This is a genomic window from Streptomyces bottropensis ATCC 25435 (assembly GCF_000383595.1).
GTDB lineage: Bacteria > Actinomycetota > Actinomycetes > Streptomycetales > Streptomycetaceae > Streptomyces > Streptomyces bottropensis.
Window position 1 is genome coordinate 723,704 of record NZ_KB911581.1, and the last position, 12,163, is coordinate 735,866.

The following is a 12,163-nucleotide window of genomic DNA, read 5'->3' on the forward strand; positions in this document are numbered from 1 at the left end:
GGACGGTGCCTTGGCGAGGGAGGTTCACTCTCCAACGGAAAGCTGAACCCAAGGACAAGGAAAGACAAGGAAAGAAAGGGCGGCGAGAGACAACCCGATGGGTCTCACGAGCGACAACGTCCTGGTCCTGGCGGTTCTGTCCGCCGTGCTGCTGTTCGCCGGCACGGTGTGGCTGTGGCCGAGACTGGCCCGCCACGGCTGGCGGGCGGTCGGCGGCCGGATCGCCGTCCTGCTGGCCACACAGGCCGCGCTCTTCGCCTCGGTCGGCCTCGTCGCGAACCAGGCCTTCGGGTTCTACGCCAGCTGGGCCGACCTCCTGGGCCGGGAGAGCGGACAGGGTGTGGTCGTCGACCACGACGGCGCCGACACCGGCGGACCGCTGCGGGTCGTCGACACCCAGCCGCTGAACGGGACCGGGGGCGAGCGCCCCCAGGTCGGCGGCCAGATCCAGAAGGTCGAGATCGTCGGCCGTACGACCCGGATCGCGACCCCGGCGTACGTGTACCTGCCGCCGGAGTACTTCCAGGCGCGGTACCGCTCCCGGACCTTCCCCGCCGCCGTCGTCCTCACCGGCTACCCCGGCACCGCCGAGGCGCTCGTCCAGGGACTCCACTATCCGCGGACGGCCCGTGGGCTGGCCCGCGAGGGCACGGCGCAGCCGATGATCCTCATCATGCTGCGGCCGACCGTGGCGCCGCCGCGCGACACCGAGTGCGTGGACGTGCCGGGGGGACCGCGGACCGAGTCGTTCTTCGCGCGGGACCTGCCGGACGCCGTGGGCCACCACTACAGGGTGGGGAAGAGGCCGGGGAGTTGGGGGATCGTCGGCGACTCGACCGGCGGTTACTGTGCGCTGAAACTGGCCATGCACCACCCTCGGATGTACGCCGCCGGGGCGGGTCTCTCGCCGTACTACAAGGCGCCGAGCGACCCGACGACCGGTGATCTCTTCCACGGCGACAAGACGTTGCGGAACGAGGCGGATCTCTTCTGGTATCTCGCGCACCGACCGGCGCCGGACACCTCTCTGCTGGTCACCAGCAGCAAACAGGGAGAGACCAACTACAAGGACACGCTGAAGTTCATCGAGTCGGTGGAGGAGAAGAAGCCGACGCGGATCTCGTCGATCATCCTCGACAGCGGCGGGCACAACTTCAACACGTGGCGGCGGGAGATCCCGGCGACCCTGCAGTGGCTCAGCGGACGGCTGAGCGACCGGTGAGGGGCATGCGGGCCGCGGTGCGCAGATGTCGGAGAGGTGACGACAAGGGGGCGGACGGGGTCCTCGGCAATTCGCCGGAATTCACCGGCCGCGGGGGAGAAGCAGATGTGGCCAAGGCGTATCCGGATTCAATGAGGTTGATCCAACGGCGGAGTCGCCGGTGAGCGCATTGGTGCACCGGCGGTGAGGAAGCTTGTGAGGGCTTGTGAGAGCTGAGAGAGGCGGCTGAGTTTTTACGGCCCGGGGCACCATCATTCGCCTACGCGCGGTAAGTTTCTGGCCATGCCACGTGGACGTCACCGCCATTCACCTCCTCTGCACAGGCTGCTGCCCCCCACGGCGATCGCAGGCGTCTCGCTCGTCTGCGCCCTCGGGCCCTGGGTGTTCTCCGGGCAGTCCGTGCTCCGGGTCACCGCAGCCGTCGCGGCGGCGACCGCGGCCGTGGGCGCGGCGGTCATGCGCCGTTGGGACGTCGAGGCGGGCAAACGCGTCGCCGACCTCACGCGCGCGCGGGCGAGCGACGAGTGGCGACACGAGGAGCGGGTCGCCGAGCTGGAGACCGACCTCGACGAGTCACGCGAGCTGCGCACCAAGCTGGAGCACAAACTCCGCGCCAAGCGCACCGAACTCGCGGGCCTGCGCAACGAACACGCCGCGCTGCTGCGCCGATACGCCACCGCCGAGACCGAGCGGGCCAGTGCGCTGGAGGGCCGGCGCCTGCTGGAGATCGAGACGACCGTGCCGGAGGAGGCACGGGAGTTGCCGGCGGCCGGGGCGGACGAGGACGCGGGCAAGGACGACGAGGTGAGCGCGGCGTCCCAGGCCTCACCGGTGCCGCCGCAGGGGGTTCCGGCGGCGGGCGTGCCCTGGGCCTCGTGGGAGACGGCCTCCAAGGCCGCGGCGAAGGCCGCGGAAGCGGTGGAGGCGGCGAAGTCGGCGAAGTCGGTGGCCGCACCGGAGGGCGGGGCTGTGGCTGCCCCGGCCGGGGTGGCTGCGGGTGGTTCGGCGGTGGACGGGGACGCGGACGCCGACGAGGAGGACGCCGGGGAGGACGCCGGGGACGAGTTCGGGGAAGACGTCGGGGAGGGCTTCGCGGAGGACGGGGAGGACTTCGCGGAGGACGGGCAGGGCTTCGCGGAGGGCGGGGAGAAGGAGGCGAACCCCGCGGTGTTCTCACCGTCCGGGTCCGGGCTCTTCCTGCGTGCCAACTCGGCGCTGGAGCGGATCATCACCCAGCGGGGCTCGGAGCAGGGCTCGGCGGGAGGCGATGGCGCGGCCGAGGCCGAGGCCGAGGCCGAGACGGGGATCGGGGTCGGCGGCGAAGCCGTGGCCGAGAGCGCGACCGTGCCCGAGGCCGACGGCGAGATCGTGGTTGCGCTCGTGCCCGAGGCCGAGACTGAGACCGCCTCCGCCACGACCATCAACCCCGTGCCCCTGCCTGAAGCCGAAGCCGAAGCCGAAGCCGAAACCGACGCCGGCGTTATCGACACCGGGGTCGAGCCCGACGCGGCTGCCGACGTGAAGGCCGAAGGCGCCGGTACCGAAGGCGAGAACACCGCCGAGCCGGCGTACGAGCCCGAGCCCGCAGCCGGCGCCGACGCGGAAGCCGCTTCCGCCGACGAACAGCCCGTCGAGCCCGTCGAGCCGGTCGCGGCCGAGGTGTCCGCGGAGCGCTCCGCCCCCGCCCGGTCCGCCGACGTGACCGCCAAGGGGCAGGAGCAGAAGGGCCCCAAGGGGCCTTCGCCCAAGGGTGATCCGGACGGACCTACCGATGGGGGGACTCGGCAGGGACGTTCCGCCGAGCCGGCGCAGGAGCCCGTCCCGGTGCTCACCGCCGAGGAGGACGACGCCGCGGGGAAGTCCGTGGCGGTCCGCGGACACGAGCGCGCGACCGCCGATCCCGCACCCGCGGTCTCCGCTCCGCCACGGTCGACGGGGGTGGGCGAGCTGACGCGGGTGGAGCCGTCGGGGCGTGCGCTGCCCGTGCTTCCGCCGACCGGTCACTTCACGGTGCCCACCGCCGTGGCCGTCGTGCCGGCCGCGCCGCAGCGGCGGGCGGCCGTCGAGGGCGGGTTCGACTTCTTCGGTACCGAGAAGGGCGCGGACGCCCTGGAGGCCGTGCAGAACGAGGACCTCGCCGACGTGGTCGGCCAGGAGGCCCTCGCGCTCCACAAGGCCGAGTCCGAGGCCCGGTTCAAGCAGGCCGACGAGGCGTCCCGCGGTGTCGGCCAGGTCATCGACCTCACGGCCCACGACGAGACGGAGCAGATCGACATCCAGGGCCTGCGCACAGCGGCGTCCTAGTCACCAGCCACCAGCCACCAGTCACCAGTCACCAGTCACCAGCCACCAGTCACCGGGCGCCCGACCTCGACGGTCGGGCGCCCCACGCGTCCCCCGCCCCCGCCCCGGCGTCATGCCATCCACCGGTCCGGCAGGGCCTCCCGCCTTCCTGTGCGGGATCGTTCCGCCTGGGCCCGCAGCAGCTCCGCCGCCTCGCCGGCGTCCCGCAGTCGCGCGGTGACGGTCTTGTTGGCGCCGGTGTCGACATGGACGTCGGCGAGCTTCTTGTACCGCTGCCAGGGCCCCTGTGACAGCCGTACGCTCTGCACCTTCGCGTGCGGTACGAGGTCGAGCCGGCGCCGCAGCAGTCCGTGCCGCGCGGCGAACACCGAGTCGTCGACGGCGATTCCGTACCCCCGCCACCAGAACGGCACGCACCACCGGGCGCGGGCGGGCGGGCGTACGAGCGCCGCCGTGTCCGGCACCGCCGCCCCGGGCAGCACGTGCGCGATCACGGCCTCGGCCACCTCACGCGGCGCGACCGGCACGAGGACGGAGTTCGAGGAACCGGCCACGTCCAGCTCGACCCGGACCCATCCGCGCCGCCGCCACAGCAGCGGCTCGACGATGCGTACGGTCTGCACCCGGCCGGGCGGGACCGTCTCGTGGGCCCGGTCGAGGAGTCCGTGGTCGATGCGGAGCCCGTCGGGGGAGTCGCCGACCGTCCAGTCGTACTCCCCGACGAACCGTCCCACGCTGCTCGCCCCGGCCGCACCGAGCAGGGGCAGCGCGGTCGCGAGGACGCTCCACACGCTCTCCGTGGCGAACCACAGCACGGACGGCACGACGACCGCGGCCACCAGGGATCCCCAGGTGGCGCCGGTCAGCACGAGGGACATGGCCAGCACGCCCGCCGGGACCTTGAGCAGCTGCCGTACGGGAGCCTCGCCGACCTCCTGCGCGGTCTCCGGCGCGAAACCGGCGGCGCGGGCGAGGAGTTCGGCCCGCAGCGCGCCGGCGTGCGCCTCGCCGAGGTAGGCCAGCTCGTCCTTCTTGTCGGCGCCGACGACGTCGAGTTTGAGTTTGGCTACGCCCGCGATCCGGGCCAGCAGCGGGCGGGTGACATCGATGGCCTGAATGCGTTCGAGACGGATGTGGGCCGTGCGGCGGAACAACAGGCCGGTACGGATGCGCAGTTCGCTGTCGGTCACCGCGAAGTGGGTGAACCACCAGGTCAGGAAGCCGTACAGGGCGGCGGCCGGGAGGAACACGGCGAGCGCGATCAGCAGGGTCGAGGTGTCGAGCCGCATCAGGTTCCGCTGCGCCCCGTCCGGATCGTGCACCGCCCAGCCGATCAGCACCGCGACCGGCGCCCAGGCCCGGCGCAGCGGCGTCACCGGATGCAGCCGCTGCTCGACGACCACCGCCCCACCCACGTCGCCGCCACCGCTCACCACCACGGCCGCACCGATGCCTTGGGCCCTCACGCCCGCCACCTCACCGGGCTCGCCCTGGTCCCCGGCGGTGCCGTCCCCGGCGGTGCCGTCGCCGGCGTCCCCGGCCGGTGGTGTCGCGCGCCGGTCAGCGGCCTGTGCCGTCGCCGCCACGCCCGCCCCGGCGATGTCGGCGCTTGCCTTCGGGGCCTCACCAGTGGCCTCGGCCTGCGCCTCCTCCGCCCTGCCCGTCCCGGCGTCGGCCCGCGCGGCCCCGCCCGGCCCGTCCTGGGTTCCCGCGGCCTCGCCCGGTCCGTCCGTGCCTGCGATCCGTCGCGTCCCGCCGCGTCGTTCGGCGGCCTCGGTCCGCGCCCGGGCCGTCGCCCCCGGCCCGAAGCCACCGGTGCCTTCGGCTCTCGCCCCCGGCACCTCGCCGGCATCCTCCGCCCGCGCCACCCCGCCCCGCCCGTCCGCGCCGCCGGTCCCGGCCGCCCCGCCGCGCTCGTCAGTGGCCTTCGCCGTGTCCACCCGCCGTTCCGTCCGTGCCGTGTCGTCCGCGTCCTGGGCCGGCACCGTCACAGCCCTGCCGATCGGGCCTCGCCCAGTTGGGTGAGGTGGTCGCGCAGGCGTTCGGCCTCGGCCGGGTCGAGGCCCGGGATGCGGGCGTCGGAGGCCGCCGCGGCCGTGTGGAGCTGGACGCTCGCCAGGCCGAAGTGCCGCTCCACGGGCCCGGAGGTCACCTCGACCAGCTGCATGCGCCCGTACGGCACCACGGTCTCCTCACGCCAGAGCACGCCCCGGCTGATCAGCAGGTCGTCGGCCCGTTCGGCGTACCGCCAGGACCGCCAGTTGCGGCCCAGCACCGGCCAGCCCCACAGCAGCACGCCCAGCGGCAGCAGCGCGAACGCCGCCCAGGGCGGGCCCGCGAGCCAGCCCGGCAACACGGCCGTGGCGATCGTGAGCGGTACCAGCCACACCACCAGCAACAGCCGTCTCATCCGCAACAGTCGGCGCGGCAGTGCCGTCCAGACCGGTTCGGCCTCCGCGCGCCCGGCGCCGTCTTCGAAGGTCCCCACGCTCCCCGTCTCCATTCCGCCAGCGTACGTACGACAGACTGTGTCCATGACTCCCCCGACGGAGACCCGAGAGACGACGGTCGGTATCGGCGGTGCCGCCGAGAGCACGGACATGGTGCTCAACATCGGCCCGCAGCACCCGTCCACCCACGGAGTGCTGCGGCTGCGGCTCGTCCTCGACGGCGAGCGGATCCAGCACGCCGAGCCGGTCATCGGCTACATGCACCGGGGCGCGGAGAAGCTGTTCGAGGCGCGCGACTACCGCCAGATCATCATGCTCGCCAACCGCCACGACTGGCTCTCCGCCTTCTCCAACGAACTCGGCGTCGTCCTCGGCGTCGAACGCATGCTCGGCATGGAGGTGCCCGAGCGCGCGGTCTGGATGCGCACGCTCCTCGCCGAGCTGAACCGGGTCCTGAACCACCTGATGTTCCTCGGGTCCTACCCGCTGGAGCTGGGCGGCATCACCCCGGTCTTCTACGCGTTCCGGGAGCGCGAGGAGCTCCAGAACGTGATGGAGGAGATCTCCGGCGGGCGCATGCACTACATGTTCAACCGCGTCGGAGGCCTCAAGGAGGACCTGCCGGCGGGCTGGACCGCCCGCGCGCGCACGGCGGTCGCGGACGTCCGCTCCCGGATGGGCGTCTTCGACGACCTGGTCCTCGGCAACGAGATCTTCCGGGGCCGTACCCGCGACGTGGGCGTCCTGTCCCCGGAGGCCGTGCACGCGTACGGCGTCAGCGGCCCGATCGCCCGTGCCTCCGGTGTCGACCTCGACCTGCGGCGCGACGAGCCCTACCTGGCGTACGGCGAACTCCAGGACGTCCTGAAGGTCGTCACCCGGGAGGAGGGCGACTGTCTCGCCCGCTTCGAGTGCCTCCTGGAGCAGACCCACAACGCCCTCGCCCTCGCCGACGCCTGCCTCGACCGGCTCGCCGAACTGCCGCCGGGCCCGATCAACCAGCGCCTGCCGAAGGTCCTCAAGGCCCCCGAGGGCCACACCTACGCGTGGACCGAGAACCCCCTCGGCATCAACGGCTACTACCTCGTCAGCAGGGGCGAGAAGACCCCGTACCGCCTCAAGCTGCGCTCCGCCTCGTACAACAACATCCAGGCGCTCACCGAACTGCTGCCGGGCACCCTGGTGGCCGACATGGTGGCCATCCTGGGGTCGCTGTTCTTCGTGGTCGGGGACATCGACAAGTAGGACGGACCGGCAGGCGGGCGGGCAGGCGGGCAGGCAGGCGGGTCAGCCGGACTGGTCGCGACGGAAAGGGTCCGGAATTCCCACCGGCTGCACCAGCCAGCCGAAGTCGCCCAGTCCGCCGTGAGCGGTCAGCTCGGCGGCCTCACCCGCGCCCGCGAGGGCCCGTACGTACGCGGCCGGATCGGTGGTCGCGAGGGAGAGCGGCGGGCGCCCGGCGGTGACCCCGAGGCCGCCCAGGGCCTCCCGTTGGGTGAGCAGGCGGGCCCCCGGCAGCGCGCACGCGTCCAGCGCCACGTGCGCGGTGAGGTCGCACGACCCGTCCGGGACCGGCGCGGTCTCCCGCCCCTCCCGGAACCCCGTGAACGTCCCGAAGGGCGGCCGGGAGCCGGCGAGGTGCGCGTAGTCGACGGCGACGGCCAGCCCCCGCCCGACACCCGCCACGGCGGCGGCCCACGCCCGGTCCCTCGGCAGCCCGACCTCCGCCCGCAGCCCCTCCTCCGGCTCCAGCGGCCACCACCGCTCCAGCCACCGCGCCGCCTCCCCGCCCACGGGCTCCCCGAGCAGCTCGCTCCCGTCCTCCCGTACGAGCACCAGCCGGGCCGTTCCGGCCGCGTCCACCTCGACCACGTCCACGGGAACGTTGTCCAGCCACTCGTTGGCGAACAGCAGCCCGGCGATCCCCGCCGGCGGCTGCGCGAGCCACTCGATGCGGTGATCGAGACCGCGCGGCCGCCCGGCCAGTTCCACGGCGTACGCGCGCGTGCGGGACGCCACCTCGGCGGGCAGCGCGGCCAGCACCCCGCCCACCAGCTCCCCCCGCCCCGCCCCCATGTCCACGAACCCCAGCTCGCCGGGGCGCCCCAGCGCCTCGTCCACCCGGCACAGCAGCCGCGCCACGGCGGCGGCGTAGAGCGGGGAGGCGTGCACGGAGGTCCGGAAGTGCCCGGCGGGCCCTTCCGGACGCCGGTAGAAGCCGCTGGGGCCGTACAGGGCCTCCTCGGCCGCGGCGCGCCAGCCGCGCCAGGGCCCCGCCCCTTCCGGGGCGCGGGGCCGAGACGTGTCCGGTCGCGCGGGACGATCGCTCATCACGTCAGGCTAAGCGGAACGGGTAACACGGCCTCCACCTTGGGGAGTACGTGCCCCGGTCACGGATCGGTCCTCCGGTTGACCCTTGCACACCGCCCCCTTCCCTACGCTGGGTTACGTGCAGCGCCTCTATGACTTCCTCCGCCGGCACCCGACATGGGTCGACACCTTCTGGGCCGTCGTCCTGCTCGGGATGAGCCTGGTGAGCGGACCGATCGATCCGGTCTACGCGAACGACGCGAACGGGCCCGCGTTCGCGGTGATCACGTGCGCGCTCTGCCTCTCGATCGCCCTGCGACGCCGCATGCCCGAGAAGATGCTCGTGCTGGCCGCCGCGGCGGGCATCGCACAGCTGATCGTCGGGGTGCCCAGAATCCCGGCCGACTTCGCGATGCTCGTGGTCATCTACACGGTCGCGGCGGACGGCGCCCGCTGGGCCTCCTGGTTCGCCCTGGGCGGGGGCCTCTGCGCGGCGTCCCTGGCGCAGCTGCGCTGGACCGAGCAGCAGACGAGCACGCTGGGGAACGCGGTGCTCGCGGTGGTCCTGACCGTGCCGTTCGCCCTGGCCTGGGTGCTCGGCGACTCCCTGCGCACCCGTCGCGCGTACTTCGCGCAGCTGGAGGAGCGCGCCGCCCGGCTGGAGAAGGAACGCGAGGCCCAGGCCAAGGTCGCGGTCGCCGCCGAGCGCGCCCGGATCGCCCGCGAACTGCACGACGTCGTCGCGCACAACGTCTCCGTCATGGTCGTGCAGGCCGACGGCGCCGCGTACGTCCTCGACGCGGCCCCCGACCAGGCGAAGAAGGCCCTGGAGACCATCTCCTCCACCGGCCGCCAGGCCCTCGCCGAGATGCGCCGACTGCTCGGCGTGCTGCGCACCGGCGAGCACAAGGAGGTCGGCGAGTACGTCCCGCAGCCCGACGTCGAGCAGATCGACGACCTGGTCGAGCAGTGCAGGGTGGCCGGGCTGCCCGTCGACTTCAAGATCGAGGGCACCCCGCGCCCGCTGCCCAGCGGGGTGGAGCTGACGGCGTACCGCATCGTCCAGGAGGCTCTCACCAACACCCGCAAGCACGGTGGCCCGAACACCGGCGCGAGTGTCCGGCTGGTCTACTTCGACGACGGCCTCGGGCTGCTCGTCGAGGACGACGGCAAGGGAGCGCCCCACGAGCTGTACGAGGAGGGGGGCGCCGACGGACAGGGGCACGGCCTCATCGGGATGCGTGAGCGCGTCGGTATGGTCGGCGGCACGCTGGACGCGGGCCCCCGCCCCGGCGGCGGCTTCCGGATCAGCGCCCTGCTGCCCCTGAAGCCCGCACACTGACCCGGCCGTGCCACCCGCCGACACCGGTGACCCGCACGCCCGCCGACGCACACCCGCTCCTTCAGACCCCCTGTAGAGACAGACCCCTTGTAGAGACACGGAAGAGGACCCGATGGCGATCCGCGTGATGCTCGTCGACGACCAGGTGCTGCTGCGCACCGGTTTCCGGATGGTGCTGGCGGCCCAGCCGGACATGGAGGTCGTGGCGGAGGCGGGCGACGGCGTCGAGGCCCTGCAGGTCGTCCGGGCGACCGAGGTGGACGTCGTCCTGATGGACGTCCGTATGCCGAAGCTGGACGGCGTCGAGGCCACCCACCGCATCTGCGCCGAGCCGAACCCGCCGAAGGTGCTCATCCTGACCACCTTCGACCTCGACGAGTACGCCTTCTCCGGGCTGAAGGCGGGTGCCTCCGGCTTCATGCTCAAGGACGTGCCGCCCGGCGAGCTGCTCGCCGCGATCCGTGCCGTGCACAGCGGCGACGCGGTCGTCGCGCCCTCCACCACGCGGCGCCTGCTCGACCGGTTCGCCCCGATGCTGCCGAGCACCGGCTCGGAACCCCGGCACAAGGAGCTGGAGCGGCTCACCGAGCGGGAACGCGAGGTCATGATCCTCGTCGCCCAGGGCCTGTCCAACGGCGAGATCGCCGCCCGCCTCGTCCTGTCCGAGGCCACGGTCAAGACCCATGTCGGCCGCATCCTCACCAAGCTCGGCCTCCGCGACCGCGTCCAGGTGGTCGTCCTGGCCTACGAGACGGGGCTGGTGCGAGCGGGCGGCCAGGGCTGACCGGCGCCGGGGCACGCGCGCGCCGCTGTCGGTCAACGGCCCGCTCGGAGGCGGGAAGACCCAGACCGCGTACGAGATCCGGCGACGGCTGCCGGGCAACCGGTATGTCGCCGGGAAGGGCGCCCCGCTGCGCGGGGAGAGTCGGGCGGTCGGGCGGCTCGACCACTGCCTGGAGCGGCTGGGGGAACCGGAGTTCGCCGAGCACCTGTGGACCGACGGCACGACCGTCCCGGAGGGCGCCGACCGCATCGCCGCCTCGGCCGGCCTCCGGCTCACACCGAACCACGACAGCGCCCTGCGGCCCCGGCTGCGACAGGCGGCGGTCGGCGCACGGCACATCCGGTTCGACCGACGGTCCCGGTACCGACGGTTTCCGGTAACGCCGGGCTACTCGCCCGCGACCTTCCCCACCAGCGCCACGAAGTCCGCCACGGCCCTGCTCACGTCCGCCGCCGTCCACTCCAGGGCGGCCGCGCGCACCTCGATCTCGGTGACCGCCAGCCCCGGCCCGCCCTGGTCCCATGGCCGGGCGAAGAGCAGCGCGCCCGTCTGCTCGCCCTGCCGGACGGCGGCCTCCGCGACGACGTCGACCTCGTACGGCAGCCAGACCTGGAACTCGTTGGTGTGGGGCTCCTCGGGGTGCACCCGGGCCCAGGGCACGCCCGCCGCCGCGAACCCCTCTCGCAGCGCGGCGGCGACCACGCGCGCGTGACGGACGTACTCCGGCAGCCGGGGCAGCTCGCGCTCCAGACCGACGAGGGCCGACAGCGCGGTGGGGAACTGCTGGAAGACCTGGCCGCCGTACCGGTGCCGCCAGGCCTTCGCCTCGTCGACCAGGGTCCGGGGGCCGGCGATCGCGGCACCGCCGTAGGCGCCGAGGGACTTGTAGTACGACACGTAGACGCTGTCGGCGAGGGCCGCGATCTCGGCCACCGGGCGGCCGAAGTGGGTCGCCGACTCCCACAGGCGCGCCCCGTCGAAGTGGACCACCGCGTCCCGTTCGCGGGCGGCCTCGGTGACCTCCTCCAGCTCCTCCCAGGAGGGGAGCACGAAACCGGCCTCCCTGAGCGGGAGTTCGAGCATCAGCGCCCCGAAGGGCTCGTCGAGACCGCGTACGTCGTCGGCGGTCGGCAGCCGCGACTCGCTCGTCAGCCGCACCGGGCGCAACCCGCTGAGCTGGCTGAACGCATGCCGCTCGTACATCTCGGGGTGGGCGAGGCCGTGCAGGGCGACGGCCGGGTTCCCGGTGCGGGCCGCCCAGCAGCGCAGCGCCACCTGCTGGGCCATCGTGCCGGTCGGGAAGAACGCGGCGGCCTCCGTGCCGAGCAGCGCGGCGGTCCGCCTCTCCAGGGCCTCGACGACCCCGTTGCCGTACATGTCGGCCGTCTCGTCCAGGTCGTACACGTCGCCGGCCGCGTCCAGCAGCGCGAGCCGCTCCCGAAGCGTCGCCAGCGCGCTCGGGCGCGCCAGCACCCGCCCGGCCGCCCGGTGGGCCACCTGCCGCCGCCGGTACCGCCGCGCGGCCGGGGACTCCTCGGCGGCCGCCTCCTGCCCTGTGGTGTCCGCCGTGTCGCTCATCCCGGGATCATCCCCCGGGCCCGGCCCCGACGGCACCGGTTTTTCACGCCGCTTCCCGCGCATCCGGACCCTCGGACACGACCTGCGGAAACGTCCGGCGGCCACCCACAGCCTGTGGACGACCGAACGCCTCTCGAACCAATCGCGTTAACATGACGAGAAATCGTCCGGTA

9 protein-coding genes and 1 pseudogene are annotated in these 12,163 nt (G+C 73.4%); 6 read left to right on the plus strand and 4 right to left on the minus strand.

Annotated features, from left to right (window positions below):
* The first annotated feature begins 97 nt into the window (after nucleotides 1-97).
* Nucleotides 98-1,222: an alpha/beta hydrolase gene (locus STRBO_RS0103225; RefSeq protein WP_005475788.1), complete on the plus strand. Its 1,125-nt coding sequence runs from the start codon at nucleotides 98-100 to the stop codon at nucleotides 1,220-1,222.
* 282 nt (nucleotides 1,223-1,504) lie between these two features.
* Nucleotides 1,505-3,526 carry a hypothetical protein gene (locus STRBO_RS0103230; protein ID WP_202499629.1) on the plus strand — a complete coding sequence of 674 codons (2,022 nt, stop codon included), beginning with the start codon at nucleotides 1,505-1,507 and terminating at the stop codon, nucleotides 3,524-3,526.
* A 110-nt stretch (nucleotides 3,527-3,636) separates the two neighbouring features.
* Here the strand turns inward: STRBO_RS0103230 and STRBO_RS0103235 are convergent, their stop codons facing one another.
* Both STRBO_RS0103235 and STRBO_RS0103240 read right to left on the minus strand, forming a co-directional pair.
* The gene (locus STRBO_RS0103235) at nucleotides 3,637-4,965 is read right to left on the minus strand and encodes a PH domain-containing protein (RefSeq protein WP_245170651.1); all 1,329 of its coding nucleotides are present in this window, start codon (nucleotides 4,963-4,965) and stop codon (nucleotides 3,637-3,639) included.
* 548 nt (nucleotides 4,966-5,513) lie between these two features.
* Nucleotides 5,514-6,029 (minus strand): PH domain-containing protein, encoded by a 516-nt coding sequence (locus tag STRBO_RS0103240; RefSeq protein WP_005475781.1) that lies wholly within the window; start codon nucleotides 6,027-6,029, stop codon nucleotides 5,514-5,516.
* A gap of 31 nt (nucleotides 6,030-6,060) precedes the next feature.
* On the opposite strand from STRBO_RS0103240, the gene STRBO_RS0103245 reads away from it, so the two are divergent.
* On the plus strand, nucleotides 6,061-7,221 hold the full coding sequence (locus tag STRBO_RS0103245; RefSeq protein WP_020113775.1) for an NADH-quinone oxidoreductase subunit D: 1,161 nt from the start codon (nucleotides 6,061-6,063) through the stop codon (nucleotides 7,219-7,221).
* 42 nt (nucleotides 7,222-7,263) lie between these two features.
* Here the strand turns inward: STRBO_RS0103245 and STRBO_RS0103250 are convergent, their stop codons facing one another.
* Entirely contained in the window at nucleotides 7,264-8,307 is a 1,044-nt protein-coding gene (locus tag STRBO_RS0103250) for an SAM-dependent methyltransferase (RefSeq protein ID WP_020113776.1), read from the minus strand.
* Between the two features lie 118 nt (nucleotides 8,308-8,425).
* Here STRBO_RS0103250 and STRBO_RS0103255 point away from each other — a divergent pair, with 118 nt between their 5' ends.
* The 3 genes and pseudogenes from STRBO_RS0103255 to STRBO_RS44385 all read left to right on the plus strand — a co-directional run.
* Nucleotides 8,426-9,628, plus strand: a complete 1,203-nt coding sequence (locus tag STRBO_RS0103255; RefSeq protein ID WP_005475776.1) for a sensor histidine kinase — start codon at nucleotides 8,426-8,428, stop codon at nucleotides 9,626-9,628.
* 112 nt (nucleotides 9,629-9,740) lie between these two features.
* Complete coding sequence (locus tag STRBO_RS0103260) at nucleotides 9,741-10,412, plus strand: response regulator (protein ID WP_005475775.1); 672 nt, start codon at nucleotides 9,741-9,743, stop codon at nucleotides 10,410-10,412.
* Nucleotides 10,413-10,515: 103 nt separating this feature from the next.
* Nucleotides 10,516-10,761 (plus strand): annotated as a pseudogene (locus STRBO_RS44385) (ATP-binding protein); the annotation flags it as partial.
* Between the two features lie 38 nt (nucleotides 10,762-10,799).
* Here STRBO_RS44385 and STRBO_RS0103265 read toward each other — a convergent pair.
* Entirely contained in the window at nucleotides 10,800-11,990 is a 1,191-nt protein-coding gene (locus tag STRBO_RS0103265) for a threonine aldolase family protein (RefSeq protein ID WP_005475774.1), read from the minus strand.
* Nucleotides 11,991-12,163: the final 173 nt, after the last annotated feature.